This is a genomic window from Serratia bockelmannii (genome assembly GCF_051803255.1).
Lineage (GTDB): Bacteria > Pseudomonadota > Gammaproteobacteria > Enterobacterales > Enterobacteriaceae > Serratia > Serratia bockelmannii.
In genome coordinates, this window is sequence record NZ_CP196512.1 from 270680 (window position 1) to 293457 (window position 22778).

The following is a 22778-nucleotide window of genomic DNA, read 5'->3' on the forward strand; positions in this document are numbered from 1 at the left end:
ACAAAAAGGCGCCTGAGGGCGCCTTTTGCATTACATCTTCTGGAACTGTCGGTTGTCGATGCTTTGACTGACCTGCTTGTTGATCAGGTTCAGCAACAACATGGAACGCGCCTCGCCGTCCGGCTCGGTGTAGATCGCCTGCAGCCCTTCGAACACGCCGTCGACGATCAGAACAGTATCCCCCGGCTGTGGGGTTTCCGGATCGACATAGGTTTCGCAGGCGTGCGTGCGCAGTTCATCGATCACCTTGCTCGGGATGACGCTCGGCAACGTGCCGAAACGCACGAAGTGGCTGACGCCACGGGTAGCGCTGATGGTGGTGGTGTGAATGCGCTCCGGGTCGAACTCCACAAACAGATAGTTGGGAAACAGGGGTTCGCTGACCGCGATGCGCTTACCACGCACGATCTTTTCCAGCGTGATGATCGGGCTGAGGCAGTTTACCTGCTGCCGCTCCAGATGTTCCTGCGCTCGCAACAGCTGACCGCGTTTGCAATAAAGTAGATACCAGGATTCCATAGTTTCACATGCCTTTCTGCCAGCCGGTAAGCATATCAAAAGCTATTCCGGATACATAGTGATGCAAGTTTCAGCGTGTAACATCACCTATCTCTATGAATCTGCGGCTATTAGCGAGGGGTCACACACTTATCGATACGGCGCTGGTATAACAGAGGGCTAAAAATTTGTTACCGTCACAGTATGGCAAGGCGTTGCGCTACCGGCTGTGACGCTATTCATCGTTTTCGACCGAGGGAGAAAGAAATGGAGCTGTTTCTGTTGAGCAACGGCAAGCTGTCTGGTGAAGCCGAGCTGCTGGGGTACGCTAAAAGCCAACTGCTGGCGATGATTGCGCGTCGTGGCATCAAATCCGCCGTCTTTATCCCTTACGCCCTGATCCGTTACGACTACGACCAGCGTGCGCAGGAACTGGCGCAAACGCTGGGCATCGAAGTCACCAGCATCCACCACGCCGCTTCACCGGCGGCGGCGATCGCGCAGGCGGAATGCATTTTGGTCAGCGGCGGCAATACCTGGTTGCTGAACCAAATGCTGCACGAGCAAGGCCTGATCGTGCCTATCCAGCGCGCGGTGCGCGAGCGTGAAGTGCCTTACGTCGGCTGGAGCGCCGGTTGCAATGTGGCCACGCCGAGCATTCGCACCACCAATGACATGCCGGTGCGCTGCAGCGTGGTGCTGTCGGCGCTGGGGCTGTTCCCGGTACAGATCAACCCGCATTACATCGACGCGCACATCAGCGGCCACATGGGCGAAACCCGTGACGAGCGCCTGGCGGAGTTCTGCGCGATCAACCCGAGCGAATCGGTGGTGGCGCTGCGGGAAGGCAGCCTGCTGCATGTTGAAGGCAATGCGCTGCGTTACTTCAGCGCTAATGGGCAGGGCTTCAAGGTGTTCCGCCATGGCGAGGAGACGCGCGAATATCAGGATACGCGCGCGCTGGCTGCGCTGGTGCCGTTCAACTGCGGCTGAGAGCCACCCGGCAGCGGGCGGCGTTAACAAAATTGCAGCAACAACCGTGAAGAGGGCTTATAATGCCCTCCCCACAGGCCGTTATAATGATCAGCATGAAATACCGTGACTTACGCGATTTCCTCTCGTTGCTGGAGAAGAGAGGGGAACTAAAACGCATCAGCCAGCCGATCGATCCTTACCTGGAAATGACGGAGATTGCCGATCGCACCCTGCGGGCAGGCGGCCCGGCATTGCTGTTTGAAAACCCGAAAGGGTACGACATGCCGGTGCTGTGCAACCTGTTCGGCACCGCCAATCGCGTGGCGATGGGCATGGGGCAGGAAGACATCAGCGCGCTGCGCGAAGTCGGCAAACTGCTGGCGTTTCTCAAAGAACCGGAGCCACCGAAAGGCTTCCGCGATCTGTTCGACAAAATGCCGAAGTTCAAGCAGGTGCTGAACATGCCGACCAAGGTGCTGGGGTCCGCGCCTTGTCAGGAGCAGGTATGGCAGGGTGAGGATGTCGATCTGGGCCGTATTCCGGTGATGCACTGCTGGCCGGAAGACGCCGCGCCGCTGATCACCTGGGGGCTGACGGTGACCCGTGGCCCGCATAAGGAACGGCAAAACCTCGGCATCTATCGTCAGCAGGTGCTGGGCAAGAATAAAGTGATCATGCGCTGGCTGTCGCATCGCGGCGGCGCGCTGGATTATCAGGAGTGGTGCCAGGCGCACCCCGGCGAGCGTTTCCCGGTTGCGGTGGCGCTGGGCGCCGATCCCGCCACTATCCTCGGTGCGGTTACGCCGGTGCCGGATACCCTGTCTGAATATGCCTTTGCCGGGCTGCTGCGCGGCAATAAAACCGAAGTGGTCAAGTGTCTTTCCAACGATCTGGAAGTGCCAGCCAGCGCCGAAATCGTGCTGGAAGGTTATATCGAGCCGGGTGAAATGGCGCCGGAAGGCCCCTACGGCGACCACACCGGTTACTACAATGAAATCGACCAGTTCCCGGTGTTCACCGTCACCCACATCACCCAGCGCCGCAACGCGATCTACCACTCGACCTATACCGGCCGCCCGCCGGATGAGCCGGCGATCCTGGGCGTGGCGCTGAATGAAGTGTTCGTGCCGATCCTGCAAAAACAGTTCCCGGAAATCGTCGATTTCTATCTGCCACCGGAAGGGTGCTCGTACCGCCTGGCGGTAGTGACCATGAAAAAACAGTACGCCGGCCACGCTAAACGCGTGATGATGGGCGTCTGGTCGTTCCTGCGGCAGTTTATGTACACCAAATTTGTTATCGTCTGCGATGACGACGTCAATGCGCGCGACTGGAACGACGTAATTTGGGCGATCACCACACGAATGGATCCGGCAAGGGATACCGTTCTGGTGGAGAATACGCCGATCGACTATCTGGACTTCGCCTCGCCGGTTTCCGGTCTGGGTTCGAAGATGGGGCTGGACGCCACCAATAAATGGCCGGGTGAAACCGATCGCGAATGGGGCCGTCCGATTCAGATGGATGAAAAGGTACGTGCGCGCGTCGACGAAATCTGGGATGAGCTCGCAATCTTCAGTGACAGGGAACCGACGCTGTAGCGTCAGGCTCTGTTCTCAGCTTTGCATTGATGACCCGACAGAGGGAACGCATGACAATATTGAGCTGTAAAGTGACCTCGGTAGAGGCCATTACCGATACGGTTTATCGGGTACGTCTGGTGCCCGAGCAGCCGTTTTCTTTCAAGGCAGGGCAATATCTGATGGTGGTGATGGACGAGCGCGACAAGCGCCCGTTCTCGCTGGCATCAACCCCGACGCAGCAAGAGTACATCGAGCTGCATATCGGTGCTTCGGAGCTGAATCTGTACGCCATGGCGGTGATGGATCGCATCCTGAAAGAGCAGGCGATCACCGTTGACGTGCCGCATGGCGACGCCTGGCTTCGGGAAGAGGGCAGCCGTCCGCTGGTGCTGATCGCCGGCGGCACCGGTTTCTCTTACGCGCGTTCAATCTTGTTGACCGCGCTGGAGCAGCAGCCCGATCGCGACATTTCAATCTACTGGGGCGGTCGTGAGCTGAAGCACCTGTACGATTTGAGCGAGCTGGAAGCGCTGTCGTTGCAGCATCCGAATCTGAAGGTGATCCCGGTGGTCGAGCAGCCGGAAGCCGAATGGCGCGGCCGCAGTGGTACCGTGCTCAGCGCGGTGCTGCAGGATTTCGGTACGCTGGCGGAGCACGACATCTACATCGCCGGGCGTTTCGAGATGGCGAAAATCGCCCGTGAGCGTTTCTGCGCCGAGCGCGGCGCGCAGGAAGCGCATATGTTTGGCGACGCGTTTTCGTTTATCTGACCGAGGCGATACGCAGTGAACGGGGTGGCCGAGGGTCGCCCCGTTTTTATTTGGGCGCCGGCAAACTTCAGGCATAAAAAACCCGCCCCTGACAGGCGGGAAGAACGGCAACTAAACTTGGCGGGATGCCGCGATTTGAAGTGGTGACGCGGTCATCCCAAGATAGACACAGCTAAACGCGTTCAAATACGGTGGCGATGCCCTGGCCCAGGCCGATGCACATGGTCGCCAGACCGAACTGTGCGTCGCGACGTTCCATGTTGTTCAACAGGGTGGTCGAGATGCGGGAGCCTGAACAGCCCAGCGGGTGGCCGAGCGCGATGGCGCCGCCGTTCAGGTTGATCTTGTCGTCGATACTGTCCATCAGCCCCAGATCTTTGATGCACGGCAGCGACTGGGCGGCGAACGCTTCGTTCAGTTCGAACAGATCGATGTCCTGCACGCTCAGACCGGCGCGTTTCAGCGCCAGCTTGCTGGCCGGCACCGGGCCGTAGCCCATGATGGAAGGATCGCAGCCGACGACCGCCATCGAGCGAATGCGGGCGCGGGCCTTCAAACCGAGTGCTTTGGCGCGCGACTCGCTCATCAGCAGCATGGCGGAAGCGCCGTCCGACAGGGCGGAAGAACTGCCAGCGGTGACGGTGCCGTTGACCGGATCGAACGCCGGACGCAGGGCCGACAGGCTTTCGACGGTGGTTTCCGGGCGAATGACTTCATCGAAATCGTAACGGGTCAGCACGCCGTCGGCGTCGTGGCCGTTGGTCGGAATGATCTCGTTTTTGAAGTAACCCGCCAGCGTCGCTGCATGTGCGCGCTGGTGGGAGCGGGCAGCAAACTCATCCTGCATCTGGCGGCTGATGTTGTGCATCTTGGCCAGCATTTCGGCGGTCAGCCCCATCATCCCGGCGGCTTTTGCCACGCTGCGGCTCAGCCCCGGATGGAAATCCACGCCGTGGTTCATCGGCACATGGCCCATGTGTTCCACGCCGCCGATCAGGCTGACGTGTGCGTCGCCAACCATGATGGCGCGCGCCGCGTCGTGCAATGCCTGCATCGAAGAGCCGCACAGGCGGTTAACGGTCACCGCCGGCACGCGGTGCGGGATTTCGGCCAGCAGTGCGGCGTTGCGGGCGATGTTGAAGCCTTGCTCCAGCGTCTGCTGCACGCAGCCCCAGTAAATGTCATCGATCTCGGCGGCGTCCAGCGCCGGGTTACGGCTCAACACTTCACGCATCAGGTGAGCGGAGAGATCTTCGGCGCGCACCTGGCGGAAGGCGCCACCCTTGGAGCGGCCCATCGGCGTGCGTACGGCATCAACAATAACTACGTTTTCCATCTTTATGACCTCATGCCGGTTGGCGGGTAGCGACGTCGGACAGCGGTGTCGCCACCGGGTAGTAGCTTTCATTGCGCTCGGCCTTGGCGCGCAGACCGGCCGGCACCTGATACAGGGCGCCGAGGTGTGCGTAACGCTGGGCCAGCTCAACGTAGTTGGCGGTGCCGAGCGTATCCAGGTAGCGGAATGCGCCGCCATGGAACGGAGGGAAGCCGATACCGTACACCAGTGCCATATCGGCTTCCGCCGGGCTGGCGACGATCTTCTCTTCCAGGCAACGCACCACTTCGTTGATCATCGGGATCATCATGCGCGCAACGATCTCTTCGTCGCTGATGGTCTGGCGCGGTTGGCTCACTTCGGCCAGCAGCGCATCGGTCTGCTCGTCGTTGTCCTTGCGCGGCTTACCTTTGTTGTCCTGGCTGTAGCGGTAGAAGCCCAGCTGGTTTTTCTGACCGAAGCGCTGGTTGTCGAACATCACGTCAATGGCATCGCGATAGTCTTTGCTCATGCGCTCCGGGAAGCCGGCGGCCATTACCGCTTGCGCGTGGTGTGCGGTGTCGATGCCCACCACGTCGAGCAGGTAGGCCGGGCCCATCGGCCAACCGAACTGTTTTTCCATCACTTTATCGATCTGACGGAAGTCGGCGCCGTCGCGCAGCAGCAGGCTGAAACCGGCGAAGTATGGGAACAGCACGCGGTTGACGAAGAAGCCCGGGCAGTCGTTCACCACGATCGGCGTTTTGCCCATGCGGCTGGCGTAGGCCACCACTTTGGCAATGGTCTCGTCGCTGGTTTGTTCGCCGCGGATGATTTCAACCAGCGGCATGCGGTGTACCGGGTTAAAGAAGTGCATGCCGCAGAAGTTTTGCGGGCGCTTCAACGATTTTGCCAGGTGATTAATCGGAATGGTCGAGGTGTTCGACGCCAGAACGGTCTCTTCGCCGATCAGGTTTTCCACTTCCGACAGTACGGCGGCTTTGACCTTCGGGTTCTCCACGACCGCTTCGACGATCACCTGCGCGCGCTCGATGCCGGCGTAGTCCAACGTTGGTTGAATGGTCGACAGCACCTGCGCCATTTTCAGGCCATCCAGTTTGCCGCGTTCCAGCTGCTTATTGAGCAGCTTGGCCGCTTCGTTCATGCCCAGCGTCAGTGATTTGTCGCTGATGTCCTTCATGATCACCGGCACGCCTTTCAGCGCCGATTGGTAGGCGATGCCACCGCCCATGATGCCGGCGCCCAGCACCGCCGCCTGTTTCGGCGCGTCCACATTCTTGGCCAGCTTTTTCGCCTGGCCTTTCACGAACTGATCGTTAAGGAAGATGCCGACCAGCGCACGCGCTTCGTTGGATCGTGCCAACGGCACGAAGCTGGCGGTTTCCAGTTTCAGTGCCTCATCGCGGCCCAGCTTGGCGGCGGCTTCAATGGTTTTCACCGCGGTCATCGGTGCCGGGTAATGTTTACCGGCGGTCTGCAGCACCATGCCTTTGGCGGTGGTGAAGCTCATTGCCGCTTCGATCGGGCTGAGCTTCAGCGGCTCCAGCTTAGGTTGACGCGCGGCGCGCCAGTCCAGCTTGCCGTCGATCGCCTGTTGCAGCATTTTCAGCGCCGCTTCGGCCAGTTTTTCCGGTGCTACCACCGCATCCACCAGGCCGACTTTCAACGCGTCTTTGGCGCTGACGTCTTTGCCGGCGGCGATGATTTCCAGCGCGCTGTCGTTACCCAGCAGGCGTGGCAGGCGGACGGAACCGCCGAAGCCCGGCATGATGCCCAATTTGGTTTCCGGCAGGCCGATGCGCGCGTCCGGTGAGGCGACGCGGAAATCGGTCGCCAGAATGCATTCGCAACCGCCGCCGAGTGCATAGCCGTTAATGGCCGAAATGGTCGGTACCGGCAAATCTTCCAGCCGGTTAAAGACGTTGTTGGCGAATACCAGCCACTCGTGCAGCTTTTCAGCCGGTGCGGCGAACAGAGAAAGGAATTCGGTGATATCGGCGCCGACGATAAACGCGGCTTTGGAGGAGCGCAGCAGCAACCCCTTGAGCTCAGGTTGGTTTTCCAGCACGGTGAGCGCTTCACCCAGGCTGGCGACGGTGCGGGTGTCCAGCTTGTTGACCGAGCCTGATGCGTTGAACACCAGCTCGGCGATGCCGTTATCGAGCCAGTGCAGTTGTAATGTTTCGCCTTGGTAGAGCATGTCTATCTCCTGAATCAGCGTATGATCTGGTATGACCAGATGAAGAGGAGTGTGGTTTTTATGTTAAAAATATGCAAATGAGAGATTGCATATTTGCTGGTCGGATCACATGTCGCCAAGTTAGTTTTTTGATTTGAAACGAAGTTATATTTTATGTGCTATCGGCATTTGCTGGAGTGTGTCGGCACTCATACACTTGCTCGCAGCGAATGAACATTCAGACGAGGTTACGCATGACTAAGGCGGCTTGTGTTAAACGCAGCGGCTTGTGGAGCATTCCCGCCAGAACCATGGCGCTGGCGTGTCTGTTGGTGTTTATGGCGCAAATGGCGACGACCGTGTATTTGCCTTCGCTGCCAACGGTGATGCGGGAGCTGGCGATGAGCCGGCGTGCCACCGAGCTGTCCATTTCAATCTTCGTCATCGGCGCCGCCTTGCCGGTGCTGTTTTGGGGCGCGGCCGCCGATCGCTTTGGCCGCCGCGCGCCCCTGACGCTGTCTTTGTTTCTTTTCATTGGCTGCAGCGGGCTGTTGGCGCTGTGCAGCAACGGCGCCCAATTGCTGACGCTGCGTGCGCTGCAGGGCGTGGGTGCCGGCGGTGCGGCGATCATCGCGCGTATCATCGTGCGGGATAACTGGAGCGGTGACGAGCTGGCGCGACGGCTGTCGGTGCTCTCCATCGCTTTTATCACCGCGCTGGGCGGCGGCCAGTTCGTCGGCGGCCTGCTCAGCCAATATTCACACTGGCAGATGGGCTTCGTCTTGATGGGCGCCACCGGTTTGGCCATTCTGGCGCTGATGGCGACGCTGCCGCTGGAGGCAGGGCGCGCTCGTGGGCCACGTCCGGCGATGGCGGCCACCTACTTCGCCATCCTGCGGCGGCCGGGATTTTTTTGGCCGGCCTGCGTCGGTGGGCTGGGTTTTGCCACCACGGTGACACTGCAGGAAGTGAGTCCGTTCGTCATGCAGCAGGGGTTTGGTCTCAACGTCACGGCGTTCGGCGCCCTGGGGCTGGTGATCGGCGTCGCCTACTTCAGCGGGGCGCTGACGGTGAACCGTACGGTGGCGCGTCTCGGCGGGAAAAAACTGATGCAGGCCGGCAGCGGCATCGTGGCGCTGGCGACGGCGGCGATCCTGCTGCTGTGGTGGAGCGGCGTCCTGGCCGGCCTTTCCGGTATGGCGCTGTTCATTGCGCTGTATTGCCTGACCATTTTTGGCCAGGCGGTGCTGTTTCCCAACAGCATGGCGATGGCGGTCAGCGACGCCAAAGAGTACGGTGCCTATGCGATGGCGCTGTGCGGCTTTCTGCAGCAGTGTCTGGCGGGCGTCGCCGCGGCCGGTGCGGTGTTGTTGGAACACCATGGCCTGTGGGCGCTGGCGATAGCGCTGCTCGGTTTGGGCGGCTGGTTAATGGTTAAGCTGCGGATGTAACGGCATTTGCAGGGAATTGCGAGCTGCTCCGCATGCCCAACGCGATGAGGTTGGAGCGTCGGAGCGCTGTGTTAAGATGACTTCTTTCGTGCTAAGGCATAAGGGTACTGTGATGGAAACGCTGGCTTCTTTGTATAACGACCACCTGGCAGAGCTGCAAAAACGCGCGCGCGAAGTGCTGGAGCGCAACAAGTTGGATGCGCTGCTGATTCACTCCGGGGAACTGCAAAAGGTATTTTTGGACGACCATAGCTATCCGTTCAAAGTGAACGCGCATTTCAAAGCCTGGGTGCCGGTGACGTCGGTGCCGAACTGCTGGTTGTGGATAGATGGCGTCAACAAGCCGAAGCTGTGGTTCTACTCCCCGGTTGACTACTGGCACAGCGTAGAGCCGCTGCCGGACAGTTTCTGGACCAAATCCCTTGAATTGATGCCGCTGGCCAACGCCGACGCCATCGCCCAGCAGCTGCCGCCGCAGCGCGAGCGTGTCGGCTATATCGGTTATGCCCAACAGCGCGCCCGCGATCTCGGCATCCCTTCGGAAAACATCAACCCGAAAGCGGTGCTGAACTACCTGGATTTCCACCGTTCGATTAAAACCGGCTATGAGCTGGCCTGCATGCGCGAAGCGCAGAAGACGGCGGTAACCGGCCATCGTGCCGCGCATGAGGCCTTCCTCTCCGGCATGAGCGAATTCGACATCAATCTGGCCTACCTGACGGCGACCGGCCACCGCGATACCGATGTGCCTTACGACAACATCGTGGCGTTGAACGAGCACGCTTCGGTGCTGCACTACACCAAGCTGGATCATCAGCCGCCGGCCGAGTCCCTGAGTTTTCTGATCGACGCCGGGGCGGAATATAACGGCTACGCCGCCGATCTGACGCGTACCTATGCGGCGCAAAGCGGCAGCGAGTTCGCTCATCTGGTGAAAGATCTCAATAGTGAACAGCTGGCGCTGATCGACACCATTAAAACCGGCGTGCGCTATACCGACTACCATGTGCAGATGCACCAGCGCATCGCCAAGTTGCTCAAGAATCACAAACTGGTGAATGGCCTCAGCGAAGAGGCGATGGTTGAAACGGGCATCACCACGCCGTTCCTGCCGCACGGGTTGGGCCATCCGTTGGGCCTGCAGGTGCACGACGCCGCTGGCTTTATGCAGGATGAGCAAGGCACCCATCTGGCGGCGCCGTCCAAGTATCCGTTCCTGCGTTGTACCCGCGTGTTGCAGCCGGGCATGGTGTTGACCATCGAGCCGGGTCTGTACTTCATCGAATCTCTGTTGGCGCCGTGGCGCAGCGGTGAGTTCAAGCAGCACTTCGCCTGGGATCGCATCGATGCGCTGAAACCGTATGGCGGTATTCGCATCGAAGACAACATCGTGATCCATGAAAAGCGTATCGAGAACATGACGCGCGATCTGAACCTGGCCTGATGCGGCCGTACCCGATACCGGCGGAAGCAACCCGCTTTACCGAAGAAATAAAGAAGAGCCGTTTTATCACCCTGCTGGCGCCAACCAGCGGGGTAGAAGCGGCAAAGGCGTTTATTCAGCAGGTGCGGGATGAGCACCCGGCGGCGCGGCACCATTGTTGGGCCTTCGTCGCCGGTAGCCCCGATGACTCACAGCAGCTGGGGTTCTCCGACGATGGAGAACCGTCGGGCACCGCTGGCAAACCGATCCTCGCGCAGCTGATGGGCAGCGGTATCGGCGAAGTGACCGCCGTGGTCGTTCGTTACTATGGCGGCGTCAAGTTGGGCACCGGCGGGCTGGTGAAAGCCTATGGCAACGGTGTTCAACAGGCGTTGAAGCAGCTGGTGTTGGTAGAAAAGGTGCCGGAAGCCGAATATATCTTGCAGTGCGACTATGCGCAGTTGGCGCTGGTGGAGAACTTGCTGCAGCAAACCGCAGGTCGGATCCTGCAGGGCGAATACGGTGCCGCCGTCGTGCTGCATCTGGCGTTGCCGGCCACCGAGGTCGAGCTGTTTGGGAATAAATTGCGTGATCTCAGTCGCGGTAATTTGCAATTAACCCCCATTTCGCAATAATTCCTCCCAATTGAATTGCTAAGGATCGTGCTGAAATGCATTTTCGCGCCATAACCCGTATCGTTGGTCTGCTGGTCATCCTGTTCTCCGGGACGATGTTTATTCCCGGCCTGGTGGCATTGATTTATCGCGATGGGGCGGGGCGCGCGTTCAGCCAAACGTTCTTCGTGGCGCTGACCATCGGGCTGATGCTGTGGTGGCCGAACCGCAAGCAAAAACACGAGCTGAAGCCGCGTGAAGGCTTCCTGATCGTCGTGCTGTTCTGGACCGTGCTGGGCAGCGTGGGGGCATTGCCGTTCCTGTTTTCGGAACGGCCCAATTTGTCGCTGACCGACGCCTTCTTTGAATCCTTCTCGGGATTGACGACCACCGGCGCAACGACGCTGGTGGGGCTGGACTCGTTGCCGAAGGCTATTCTTTTCTATCGCCAAATGCTGCAATGGATGGGCGGCATGGGGATCATCGTGTTGGCGGTGGCGATACTGCCGATACTCGGCGTCGGCGGCATGCAGCTGTATCGGGCGGAAATGCCCGGGCCGCTGAAAGATAACAAGATGCGTCCACGCATCGCCGAAACCGCTAAAACCCTGTGGCTAATCTATGTGTTGCTGACCGTCGCCTGTGCGCTGGCGCTCTGGGGGGCTGGGATGTCGGTGTTCGATGCCATCGGCCACAGTTTCTCGACCATCGCCATCGGCGGTTTTTCTACCCACGACGCCAGTATCGGTTATTACGCCAGCCCGACCATCAACACCATCATCGCCGTGTTCCTGCTGATTTCCGGCTGTAACTACGGCCTGCACTTCGCTTTGCTGAGCGGCCGCAGCCTGAAGGTGTATGGGCGCGATCCTGAATTCCGCATGTTTATCTTCGTTCAGTTGACGTTGGTGGTGGTGTGTACGTTGGTGCTCTGGGGACATGGCGTCTATAAGAGCGGTATGGAAACGCTCAATCAGGCGTTCTTCCAGGTGGTATCGATGGCGACTACGGCCGGTTTCACGACCGACAGCATCGCCAAGTGGCCGCTGTTCCTGCCGATGTTGTTGCTGTGCTCGGCGTTCATCGGCGGTTGCGCCGGCTCGACCGGCGGCGGCCTGAAGGTGATCCGTATCCTGCTTCTGTACCTGCAAGGTTCGCGCGAGTTGAAAAGGCTGGTGCACCCCAACGCGGTCTATACCATCAAATTGGGCAACCGTGCGCTGCCGGAACGCATTCTGGAGGCGGTGTGGGGATTCTTCTCTGCTTATGCGCTGGTGTTTATCGTCAGCATGCTGGCGATCATTGCCACCGGCGTTGACGACTTTTCCGCGTTCGCCGCAGTGACGGCAACGCTCAATAACCTCGGCCCCGGTCTGGGCGTAGTGGCGGATAACTTCACCACGATGCCGGCGGCGGCCAAATGGGTCCTGGTGGTGACGATGCTGTTCGGGCGCCTGGAAGTGTTTACATTGCTGGTGCTGTTCACGCCAACCTTCTGGCGTGAGTAAGCCTGATATAAGGAGTAGGCCATGAAGGCATTGATACTTTATTCGAGCCGTGACGGGCAAACACGTGCTATCGCTTCTTATATAGCAAGCAAGTTGCAGGACACGCTGCGTTGTGAGGTGATCGATCTGCTGCAGGCAGAACAGGTCGATCTTAACCAGTATCAGCAGGTGATGATCGGCGCTTCTATCCGTTACGGGCACTTTAACCCGGCGCTGGATAAATTCGTCAAGCGTCATGCTGAGCAGTTGAATCGGATGCCGAGCGCATTCTTTGCCGTCAACCTGACCGCGCGCAAACCGGAAAAGCGTTCGCCACAAACCAACGCCTATACCCGCAAGTTCCTGTTGGCTTCGCCGTGGCAGCCAAAACAGTGCGCGGTGTTTGCCGGCGCATTGCGTTATCCGCGCTATCGCTGGTTCGATCGCATCATGATTCAATTCATTATGCGTATGACGGGCGGTGAAACGGATACCAGTAAGGAAGTGGAGTACACAGATTGGCAACAGGTCGACCGCTTTGCCCAGGAATTTAGCCAGATCCAGTACGAAAAGTGACAAAAACGCGGGTTTGGCCAGCGTTTTGCCGAAAAAATCCGCGCTTGAAAAGTTTTTTGCATTTAGGGGTTGCGGCCCGCCGAGAACTCCCTATAATGCGCCTCCACTGACCGGGAACAACGACTGACAAGCCGCCGGGTCAGCGAGAGAAAAGCGAAATAAACGCTTGACTCTCCGGGTGAAAAGCGTAATATACGCCACCTCGAGTTAGCAAGCGAAAGCGACTAACTCACTGCTCTTTAACAATTTATCAGACAATCTGTGTGGGCACTCCACAAGACGATATCCAGCATCTTCGGATGCAAAAAAATATCAAGTCTTGAAGAGTGACTAACTGAAGTAAAATTCATGCAGTAAATCTTTGAGCATCGCTTCTCGAGTGGAAGCAAATCAAGCTTTTAATTGAAGAGTTTGATCATGGCTCAGATTGAACGCTGGCGGCAGGCTTAACACATGCAAGTCGAGCGGTAGCACAGGGGAGCTTGCTCCCTGGGTGACGAGCGGCGGACGGGTGAGTAATGTCTGGGAAACTGCCTGATGGAGGGGGATAACTACTGGAAACGGTAGCTAATACCGCATAACGTCGCAAGACCAAAGAGGGGGACCTTCGGGCCTCTTGCCATCAGATGTGCCCAGATGGGATTAGCTAGTAGGTGGGGTAATGGCTCACCTAGGCGACGATCCCTAGCTGGTCTGAGAGGATGACCAGCCACACTGGAACTGAGACACGGTCCAGACTCCTACGGGAGGCAGCAGTGGGGAATATTGCACAATGGGCGCAAGCCTGATGCAGCCATGCCGCGTGTGTGAAGAAGGCCTTCGGGTTGTAAAGCACTTTCAGCGAGGAGGAAGGTGGTGAACTTAATACGTTCATCAATTGACGTTACTCGCAGAAGAAGCACCGGCTAACTCCGTGCCAGCAGCCGCGGTAATACGGAGGGTGCAAGCGTTAATCGGAATTACTGGGCGTAAAGCGCACGCAGGCGGTTTGTTAAGTCAGATGTGAAATCCCCGGGCTCAACCTGGGAACTGCATTTGAAACTGGCAAGCTAGAGTCTCGTAGAGGGGGGTAGAATTCCAGGTGTAGCGGTGAAATGCGTAGAGATCTGGAGGAATACCGGTGGCGAAGGCGGCCCCCTGGACGAAGACTGACGCTCAGGTGCGAAAGCGTGGGGAGCAAACAGGATTAGATACCCTGGTAGTCCACGCTGTAAACGATGTCGATTTGGAGGTTGTGCCCTTGAGGCGTGGCTTCCGGAGCTAACGCGTTAAATCGACCGCCTGGGGAGTACGGCCGCAAGGTTAAAACTCAAATGAATTGACGGGGGCCCGCACAAGCGGTGGAGCATGTGGTTTAATTCGATGCAACGCGAAGAACCTTACCTACTCTTGACATCCAGAGAACTTAGCAGAGATGCTTTGGTGCCTTCGGGAACTCTGAGACAGGTGCTGCATGGCTGTCGTCAGCTCGTGTTGTGAAATGTTGGGTTAAGTCCCGCAACGAGCGCAACCCTTATCCTTTGTTGCCAGCGGTTCGGCCGGGAACTCAAAGGAGACTGCCAGTGATAAACTGGAGGAAGGTGGGGATGACGTCAAGTCATCATGGCCCTTACGAGTAGGGCTACACACGTGCTACAATGGCATATACAAAGAGAAGCGACCTCGCGAGAGCAAGCGGACCTCATAAAGTATGTCGTAGTCCGGATTGGAGTCTGCAACTCGACTCCATGAAGTCGGAATCGCTAGTAATCGTAGATCAGAATGCTACGGTGAATACGTTCCCGGGCCTTGTACACACCGCCCGTCACACCATGGGAGTGGGTTGCAAAAGAAGTAGGTAGCTTAACCTTCGGGAGGGCGCTTACCACTTTGTGATTCATGACTGGGGTGAAGTCGTAACAAGGTAACCGTAGGGGAACCTGCGGTTGGATCACCTCCTTACCTAAAGATATTGCTTCGAGTGGCGTGCTCACACAGATTGTCTGATGAAAAGTAACGAGCAAAGCGCTACCTGTTGATGCCATGAGTCATTCATGCTGATACGAACCGATTAAGTTATTCAGTTTAATCGGATTTTCGTGTCCCCATCGTCTAGAGGCCTAGGACACTGCCCTTTCACGGCTGTAACAGGGGTTCGAATCCCCTTGGGGACGCCATTCCGATAATGAGTGAAAGACATTATCACCGGTTAGCGATAACCGAAAAAATCTTAAAGATGACTTGCGAGTCATGTTTAAGATATTGCTCTTTAACAATCTGGAACAAGCTGAAAATTGAAACATGACGGCTGAAATTTATCCCTCCGTAGATGTACTGGGATGAAGAGTAACCTGTCATAGAGTCTCTCAAATGTTTGCAGCACGAACGATGGAAACATCTTCGGGTTGTGAGGTTAAGTGACTAAGCGTACACGGTGGATGCCTAGGCAGTCAGAGGCGATGAAGGGCGTGCTAATCTGCGAAAAGCGTCGGTAAGGTGATATGAACCGTTATAACCGGCGATACCCGAATGGGGAAACCCAGTGTGTTTCGACACACTATCATGTCATGAATACATAGTGGCATGAGGCGAACCGGGGGAACTGAAACATCTAAGTACCCCGAGGAAAAGAAATCAACCGAGATTCCCCCAGTAGCGGCGAGCGAACGGGGAGGAGCCCAGAACCTGAATCGGCTTGTGTGTTAGTGGAAGCGTCTGGAAAGTCGCGCAGCAAAGGGTGATAGCCCCGTACACTAAAATGCACAGGTCGTGAGTTCGATGAGTAGGGCGGGACACGTGACATCCTGTCTGAATATGGGGGGACCATCCTCCAAGGCTAAATACTCCTGACTGACCGATAGTGAACCAGTACCGTGAGGGAAAGGCGAAAAGAACCCCGGCGAGGGGAGTGAAATAGAACCTGAAACCGTGTACGTACAAGCAGTGGGAGCACCTTCGTGGTGTGACTGCGTACCTTTTGTATAATGGGTCAGCGACTTATATTTTGTAGCAAGGTTAACCGTATAGGGGAGCCGTAGGGAAACCGAGTCTTAACTGGGCGATTAGTTGCAAGGTATAGACCCGAAACCCGGTGATCTAGCCATGGGCAGGTTGAAGGTTGGGTAACACTAACTGGAGGACCGAACCGACTAATGTTGAAAAATTAGCGGATGACTTGTGGCTGGGGGTGAAAGGCCAATCAAACCGGGAGATAGCTGGTTCTCCCCGAAAGCTATTTAGGTAGCGCCTCGTGAACTCATCTTCGGGGGTAGAGCACTGTTTCGGCTAGGGGGCCATCCCGGCTTACCAAACCGATGCAAACTCCGAATACCGAAGAATGTTATCACGGGAGACACACGGCGGGTGCTAACGTCCGTCGTGAAGAGGGAAACAACCCAGACCGCCAGCTAAGGTCCCAAAGTCATGGTTAAGTGGGAAACGATGTGGGAAGGCATAGACAGCCAGGATGTTGGCTTAGAAGCAGCCATCATTTAAAGAAAGCGTAATAGCTCACTGGTCGAGTCGGCCTGCGCGGAAGATGTAACGGGGCTAAACCATGCACCGAAGCTGCGGCAGCGACGCTTAGGCGTTGTTGGGTAGGGGAGCGTTCTGTAAGCCGTTGAAGGTGGCCTGTGAGGGTTGCTGGAGGTATCAGAAGTGCGAATGCTGACATAAGTAACGATAAAGCGGGTGAAAAGCCCGCTCGCCGGAAGACCAAGGGTTCCTGTCCAACGTTAATCGGGGCAGGGTGAGTCGACCCCTAAGGCGAGGCTGAAAAGCGTAGTCGATGGGAAACAGGTTAATATTCCTGTACTTGGTGTTACTGCGAAGGGGGGACGGAGAAGGCTAGGCTAGCCGGGCGACGGTTGTCCCGGTTTAAGCGTGTAGGGGGTGTGACCTGGTAAATCCGGTTGCATATTAACCCTGAGGCGTGATGACGATGCACTACGGTGCAGAAGTAGTTGATGCCCTGCTTCCAGGAAAATCCTCTAAGCATCAGGTAACATTAAATCGTACCCCAAACCGACACAGGTGGTCAGGTAGAGAATACCAAGGCGCTTGAGAGAACTCGGGTGAAGGAACTAGGCAAAATGGTGCCGTAACTTCGGGAGAAGGCACGCTGGCATGTAGGTGAAGTCCCTCGCGGATGGAGCTGAAGCCAGTCGAAGATACCAGCTGGCTGCAACTGTTTAATAAAAACACAGCACTGTGCAAACACGAAAGTGGACGTATACGGTGTGACGCCTGCCCGGTGCTGGAAGGTTAATTGATGGGGTCAGCCGCAAGGCGAAGCTCTTGATCGAAGCCCCAGTAAACGGCGGCCGTAACTATAACGGTCCTAAGGTAGCGAAATTCCTTGTCGGGTAAGTTCCGACCTGCACGAATGGCGTAATGATGGCCAGGCTGTCTCCACCCGAGACTCAGTGAAATTGAACTCGCTGTGAAGATGCAGTGTACCCGCGGCAAGACGGAAAGACCCCGTGAACCTTTACTATAGCTTGACACTGAACATTGAGCCTTGATGTGTAGGATAGGTGGGAGGCTTTGAAGCGTGGACGCCAGTCTGCGTGGAGCCATCCTTGAAATACCACCCTTTAATGTTTGATGTTCTAACTCGGCCCCATAATCTGGGGTGAGGACAGTGTCTGGTGGGTAGTTTGACTGGGGCGGTCTCCTCCCAAAGAGTAACGGAGGAGCACGAAGGTTAGCTAATCACGGTCGGACATCGTGAGGTTAGTGCAAAGGCATAAGCTAGCTTGACTGCGAGAGTGACGGCTCGAGCAGGTACGAAAGTAGGTCTTAGTGATCCGGTGGTTCTGAATGGAAGGGCCATCGCTCAACGGATAAAAGGTACTCCGGGGATAACAGGCTGATACCGCCCAAGAGTTCATATCGACGGCGGTGTTTGGCACCTCGATGTCGGCTCATCACATCCTGGGGCTGAAGTAGGTCCCAAGGGTATGGCTGTTCGCCATTTAAAGTGGTACGCGAGCTGGGTTTAGAACGTCGTGAGACAGTTCGGTCCCTATCTGCCGTGGGCGTTGGAAGATTGAGAGGGGTTGCTCCTAGTACGAGAGGACCGGAGTGAACGCACCACTGGTGTTCGGGTTGTCATGCCAATGGCATTGCCCGGTAGCTAAGTGCGGAAAAGATAAGCGCTGAAAGCATCTAAGCGCGAAACTTGCCTCAAGATGAGTCTTCCCTGGGCCTTTAAGGCCCCTGAAGGAACGTTTAAGACTAAGACGTTGATAGGCTGGGTGTGTAAGTGCAGCGATGCATTGAGCTAACCAGTACTAATGATCCGTGAGGCTTAACCTTACAACACCGAAGGTGTTTTTAGAGAGATTTTCAGCGAAGTTCCGAGATTGGTTCTGATGGCTTCACGGGAGTGAGGCGGTTGGAATGAAACAGAATTTGCCTGGCGGCAATAGCGCGGTGGTCCCACCTGACCCCATGCCGAACTCAGAAGTGAAACGCCGTAGCGCCGATGGTAGTGTGGGGTCTCCCCATGCGAGAGTAGGACACTGCCAGGCATCAAATAAAGCCGAAAGCCCTGAACTGACGTTCAGGGCTTTTTGCTATGCGTAAAATAAATATACTGGCTGTATCTATTACTTTGAAAAATACCTTTTTGGCATATGTAGCTTATTCTTATAAGGAATAATAATGTTTTTTGCCAGAGAAATAGCCAGATTAATATATAATTGATAGCTTCAGATTATTATTTAAATAATAAAAATGCCTATTTATTAATGTGTTGATAAGAAATATCTGGCTATATCAAAGATAAATCTTAATTCTTTAGTGTATTATTCGATAAATTTCACGTTAATTAAAACAAATATTAGCCAGACGCCTCGAATCGAGTAGACTAGGCGAAAGATTATTTCCGTATAGGTACTGAACGTTATGTCTACTGAAAGCGCGTCTTTAAAAAACCACAATACGTTTGCGCTCCCGGTCAACGCAGCGCACCTGATCATGGCCGATAGAATTGAGCTGATGCTCAAGGTGTGGCAACAAACGCGCAAGCGTCAGGAGCCGCTGCTGATTCTCGGTGAAGGTAGCAACGTGCTGTTCCTGGAGGATTTCTCGGGCACGGTAATGGTCAATCAGTTGAAGGGTATCGATGTTCGAGAAGATAACGATGCCTGGTATCTCCACGTCAGCTCCGGTGAAAATTGGCATGACCTGGTGCAATATACGCTGCAGGCTGGGATCTGCGGCCTGGAAAACCTGGCGTTGATCCCTGGATTGGCCGGTTCCGCCCCTATTCAGAACATCGGCGCCTACGGCGTCGAATTGAAAGACGTCTGCGAGTATGTCGATTTGCTGGACTTCTCTACCGGCGCTATCGATCGCATCCCGGCTGCCGAGTGTGGTTTTGGCTACCGGGAAAGCATTTTCAAGCACCGTTTCCAAACTGGGCATGTCATTGTCGGGCTGGGTCTGCGTCTCAACAAACAGTGGCAACCCAAATTGAGTTACGGCGATCTGGCCAAGCTGGAGCCCACCACGGTGACGCCGCTTCAGGTATTTGAATCCGTATGTGCTATGCGTCGCAGCAAGCTGCCCGATCCGCGCGAAACCGGCAATGCCGGCAGCTTCTTCAAGAATCCTTTGGTGAACGCAGAGAAAGCCGCAGAACTCGTCGCCAAATATCCTGGCATGCCGCATTATCCGCAGCAGGATGGTCAGGTGAAGCTGGCCGCCGGCTGGCTTATCGACCAATGCGAGCTGAAAGGATATCGCATCGGTGGTGCTGCGGTACACCGCCAGCAGGCGCTGGTGCTGGTGAACATCGACAATGCCCACAGCCAGGATGTGGTGGCGCTGGCGCGCCACGTACGCAAGACGGTGGCCGATAAATTCGGTGTGTGGTTGGAGCCTGAGGTGCGCTTTATTGGCGCGACCGGTGAGCTGAATGCCGTGGCGGTGCTGTCATGAAAGATACCAAGGTTCCGTTAAAACTGATCGCGTTGTTGGCCGACGGCGAATTCCATTCCGGGGAACACCTCGGTGAGTCACTCGGCATGAGCCGTGCTGCGATCAATAAGCATATTCAAACCATTCGCGAGTGGGGGCTGGATGTCTTTACCGTGCCTGGCAAAGGGTACAGCTTGCCTGCCCCCATGCCGCTATTGGAGGCGGAACGCATTCTAAAAGGGTTGGACGACAAACGCGTTACCGTGTTGCCGGTAGTCGACTCTACCAATCAATATTTGCTGGATCGTATCGAAACACTACAATCTGGCGACGCCTGCATCGCTGAGTATCAACTGGCTGGCCGTGGTCGTCGTGGGCGCCAGTGGATTTCGCCGTTTGGCGCCAATTTATACCTGTCGATGTTTTGGCGATTGGAACAGGGGCCAGCTGCGGCGATGGGGCTGAGCCTGGTGATCGGCATGGTGATGGCGGAGGTCTTGCAGCGCCTTGGTGCTAAAGACGTGCGAGTAAAATGGCCCAACGACCTCTACCTGAACGATCGCAAATTGGCAGGGATCCTGGTCGAGTTGACAGGAAAAACTGGCGATGCGGCTCAGTTGGTCATCGGTGCTGGCATTAATTTGGCGATGCGGGATACCAATGCCGGGGGGATCAACCAAGGTTGGATCAACCTGCAAGAAGCCGGCATTAACATCGATCGTAATGAGCTGACTGCTACTTTGCTCAATGAATTGCGGCAGTCGTTAAAACAATTCGAGATAGATGGGCTGGGGCCATTCATTGGTCGTTGGCGCACGTTGGATAATTTTATCGACAGACCGGTCAAACTGCTGATTGGTGAGCGGCAGATTGTAGGCATCGCACGAGGCATCGATTCGCAGGGGGCACTGCTGCTGGAACAAGATGGGGAGATCAAACCCTTTATCGGCGGAGAGATATCGCTGCGCAGTGCAGAATAGCGAGCGCAACCAAGGGGACGTTACCGTCCCCTTGAGCGATCGGTAGTCTTACTTTCTTAAGCGCACGCTTTCAACGGCATGGTTGGCGCTTTTGGTCATGATCAGGCTGGCGCGTTCGCGGGTAGGTAGTATATTCTGCTGCAAATTCAAGCCGTTAATTTCATTCCACAATTGTGTAGCGATATTAATCGCTTCCGGTTCCGGCAATTTTGAATAGTTATGGAAATAAGAATCGGGATTGGAAAATGCGCCCTGACGGAATTTCAGGAAACGATTGATATACCAGCTTTGCAATAGCGTCTCCGGGGCATCGACATATATGGAGAAGTCGACAAAATCGGAAACGAATACGCGATGAGGATCGTGCGGGTAATCCATACCGCTTTGCAATACGTTAAGCCCTTCCAGGATCAGAATATCCGGTTGCTCGATGACTTTATTACCCTCAGGTACAACGTCATAGATTAAATGAGAATAAACCGGAGCGGTAACGCGTTTGGCGCCGGATTTCACTTCTGACACGAATTTCACCAGGCTATGCATATCGTAAGACTGCGGGAAGCCTTTTTTCTTCATCAGGCCGCGTTCGTTCAGCACCTTATTAGGATGCAAGAAGCCGTCGGTCGTGATCAACTCAACGCTGCGGTGTTCCGGCCAGCGGCTCAGCAACGCCTGCAACAGACGTGCGGTCGTGCTCTTACCTACGGCTACGCTGCCGGCGATGCCGATGACATAGGGAATTTTTTGCCCGTCGGTGCCGAGGAATTGCTCGAGCACCGCCTGTCGGCGCAGGTTGGAACTGATATAGAAGTTCAATAGTCGTGACAGCGGCAGATAAATCTGCGCAACTTCTTCCAACGAGAGATCTTCGTTAATCCCTTTCAGCTTAACGATCTCTTCTTCCGATAACGTCAGCGGCACCGAATCTCGCAACGCAGCCCATTGGGTACGATCGAACTGTAGGTAAGGCGTTGCTAAAGATTGATCTCTTTTTATCATAAGCCAAATTCTGCCTGTTAACGCAGGTTGGGAAAGGCGCCGGACGCCAACTCCAGAGAATAAACAAGCTGCATATTATAGACAGCTTCGTTTTTGGCGTAGACTTTTTTCGCAAAAGTTGTCGATAGGCAGCAGTTTATGTCAATTGTGCGAAGCGGCGCGCAGTTGATAAGGCGGGGTTGCAAGGCGGTATCATCGGGGCCGGATACCGCCTGAAGGCTAGCAGGCAATGGCGCGCGAAGGTTGGTTTACGGTGAATAGACGTTTGTAATAAATGACGGTCGGATGATAATGCCCATCGGGGCCCGCTGCATAATCCGGTAGCTCGCCCAAACAGCGATAACCCAGGCTGCGATAAAGCGCTTCAGCCGCTGAGCCAGCCTGCGTATCCAGGTACAATAGCCCGCGCTGCTGTTGCAGTGCCGCCTGCTCCAACGTCTTCATCAGCGCCAGACCTACGCCGTTGCGGCGAGCGCGGCTATGCACCAATAGCTTCACCACCTCCGCACGATTACGGCCATTCGGTTTCTGGCAGAGCTCGAGTTGCACGGTGCCAACGACGCCGCGTTCGTCGCGGGCAATCCACAATAGCAGCTCGCTTTTGGCCAAGGCGGGACGCAGGCTGTGGAAGTAACTCTCGGCGTCTTCATGCGGGATTAAGGTGTCGTAGCCCACTGAAGCACCGTGGGTGACCGCATCGGTCAACAGGCGAGCCAATTCATCGCGATAAATCGGGAGCGTAGCGGCGTTGATAGGCACTATTTTCATCGGTCATTCCTCCAGAGATGGGGGTAATGAAGATAAGCAATAACTGCGCCAGAACGACGAAAGGCATAGCCACGGCGAAAGAGCGAGCAATAAGTGTAGTTCACGCCACGAACCTGGGCAGCGATCCTCTTTTTGGTGCATCGATCCCGCTCACGGTTTACCGACGCAGGTTACGTGTTTTGAGAAGCCCGACACGGAGAAAGGGGCTCTCAATGCTTGCAAAAAGTGGATAA

15 protein-coding genes, 1 tRNA gene and 3 rRNA genes are annotated in these 22778 nt (G+C 56.1%); 14 read left to right on the forward strand and 5 right to left on the reverse strand.

Annotated features, from left to right (window positions below; translation table 11 throughout):
- Positions 1 to 30: 30 nt before the first annotated feature.
- Positions 31 to 519: a transcription/translation regulatory transformer protein RfaH gene (rfaH, locus tag ACSJLU_RS01270; RefSeq protein ID WP_025304924.1), complete on the reverse strand. Its 489-nt coding sequence runs from the start codon at positions 517 to 519 to the stop codon at positions 31 to 33.
- A gap of 246 nt (positions 520 to 765) precedes the next feature.
- Here rfaH and pepE point away from each other — a divergent pair, with 246 nt between their 5' ends.
- The 3 genes from pepE (at position 766) to fre (ending at position 3826) form a co-directional block, all read left to right on the forward strand.
- The gene (gene pepE, locus ACSJLU_RS01275) at positions 766 to 1491 is read left to right on the forward strand and encodes a dipeptidase PepE (RefSeq protein WP_025304925.1); all 726 of its coding nucleotides are present in this window, start codon (positions 766 to 768) and stop codon (positions 1489 to 1491) included.
- 86 nt (positions 1492 to 1577) lie between these two features.
- Positions 1578 to 3074 carry a 4-hydroxy-3-polyprenylbenzoate decarboxylase gene (gene ubiD, locus ACSJLU_RS01280; protein ID WP_025304926.1) on the forward strand — a complete coding sequence of 499 codons (1497 nt, stop codon included), beginning with the start codon at positions 1578 to 1580 and terminating at the stop codon, positions 3072 to 3074.
- 50 nt (positions 3075 to 3124) lie between these two features.
- Positions 3125 to 3826 carry an NAD(P)H-flavin reductase gene (fre, locus tag ACSJLU_RS01285; RefSeq protein ID WP_025304927.1) on the forward strand — a complete coding sequence of 234 codons (702 nt, stop codon included), beginning with the start codon at positions 3125 to 3127 and terminating at the stop codon, positions 3824 to 3826.
- Between the two features lie 172 nt (positions 3827 to 3998).
- On the opposite strand, the gene fadA is transcribed toward fre, so the two are convergent.
- Both fadA and fadB read right to left on the reverse strand, forming a co-directional pair.
- A complete protein-coding gene (gene fadA / locus ACSJLU_RS01290; RefSeq protein ID WP_025304928.1) occupies positions 3999 to 5162 on the reverse strand; it encodes an acetyl-CoA C-acyltransferase FadA in 1164 nt (387 codons plus the stop codon).
- Positions 5163 to 5172: 10 nt separating this feature from the next.
- On the reverse strand, positions 5173 to 7362 hold the full coding sequence (fadB, locus tag ACSJLU_RS01295; protein WP_049203622.1) for a fatty acid oxidation complex subunit alpha FadB: 2190 nt from the start codon (positions 7360 to 7362) through the stop codon (positions 5173 to 5175).
- 233 nt (positions 7363 to 7595) lie between these two features.
- On the opposite strand from fadB, the gene ACSJLU_RS01300 reads away from it, so the two are divergent.
- The 11 genes from ACSJLU_RS01300 (at position 7596) to birA (ending at position 20778) form a co-directional block, all read left to right on the forward strand.
- Complete coding sequence (locus ACSJLU_RS01300; RefSeq protein ID WP_043137482.1) at positions 7596 to 8792, forward strand: MFS transporter; 1197 nt, start codon at positions 7596 to 7598, stop codon at positions 8790 to 8792.
- Between the two features lie 112 nt (positions 8793 to 8904).
- A complete protein-coding gene (gene pepQ, locus ACSJLU_RS01305; protein WP_025304931.1) occupies positions 8905 to 10236 on the forward strand; it encodes a Xaa-Pro dipeptidase in 1332 nt (443 codons plus the stop codon).
- Entirely contained in the window at positions 10236 to 10850 is a 615-nt protein-coding gene (locus tag ACSJLU_RS01310) for an IMPACT family protein (protein ID WP_016929437.1), read from the forward strand. The genes pepQ and ACSJLU_RS01310 overlap by 1 nt, the downstream gene beginning before the upstream one ends.
- A 35-nt stretch (positions 10851 to 10885) precedes the next feature.
- On the forward strand, positions 10886 to 12337 hold the full coding sequence (gene trkH / locus ACSJLU_RS01315; protein WP_025304932.1) for a Trk system potassium transporter TrkH: 1452 nt from the start codon (positions 10886 to 10888) through the stop codon (positions 12335 to 12337).
- 21 nt (positions 12338 to 12358) lie between these two features.
- The gene (gene hemG, locus ACSJLU_RS01320; RefSeq protein WP_043137471.1) at positions 12359 to 12892 is read left to right on the forward strand and encodes a menaquinone-dependent protoporphyrinogen IX dehydrogenase; all 534 of its coding nucleotides are present in this window, start codon (positions 12359 to 12361) and stop codon (positions 12890 to 12892) included.
- Between the two features lie 399 nt (positions 12893 to 13291).
- Positions 13292 to 14833: ribosomal RNA gene (locus ACSJLU_RS01325) — 16S ribosomal RNA — on the forward strand.
- A 139-nt stretch (positions 14834 to 14972) separates the two neighbouring features.
- Positions 14973 to 15048, forward strand: a tRNA-Glu gene (locus ACSJLU_RS01330).
- 234 nt (positions 15049 to 15282) lie between these two features.
- Positions 15283 to 18190 (forward strand): 23S ribosomal RNA (locus ACSJLU_RS01335).
- Positions 18191 to 18289: 99 nt separating this feature from the next.
- Positions 18290 to 18405, forward strand: a 5S ribosomal RNA gene (gene rrf / locus ACSJLU_RS01340).
- Together the 16S, 23S and 5S rRNA genes with 1 tRNA gene alongside form the textbook arrangement of a ribosomal RNA operon.
- Before the next feature lie 376 nt (positions 18406 to 18781).
- A complete protein-coding gene (murB, locus tag ACSJLU_RS01345) occupies positions 18782 to 19819 on the forward strand; it encodes a UDP-N-acetylmuramate dehydrogenase (protein ID WP_025304934.1) in 1038 nt (345 codons plus the stop codon).
- Positions 19816 to 20778: a bifunctional biotin--[acetyl-CoA-carboxylase] ligase/biotin operon repressor BirA gene (gene birA, locus ACSJLU_RS01350; RefSeq protein WP_025304935.1), complete on the forward strand. Its 963-nt coding sequence runs from the start codon at positions 19816 to 19818 to the stop codon at positions 20776 to 20778. The genes murB and birA overlap by 4 nt, the downstream gene beginning before the upstream one ends.
- A gap of 48 nt (positions 20779 to 20826) precedes the next feature.
- Here the strand turns inward: birA and coaA are convergent, their stop codons facing one another.
- On the reverse strand, positions 20827 to 21777 hold the full coding sequence (coaA, locus tag ACSJLU_RS01355; RefSeq protein WP_025304936.1) for a type I pantothenate kinase: 951 nt from the start codon (positions 21775 to 21777) through the stop codon (positions 20827 to 20829).
- A 219-nt stretch (positions 21778 to 21996) separates the two neighbouring features.
- On the reverse strand, positions 21997 to 22545 hold the full coding sequence (locus tag ACSJLU_RS01360; RefSeq protein WP_025304937.1) for a GNAT family N-acetyltransferase: 549 nt from the start codon (positions 22543 to 22545) through the stop codon (positions 21997 to 21999).
- Between the last annotated feature and the right edge of the window lie 233 nt (positions 22546 to 22778).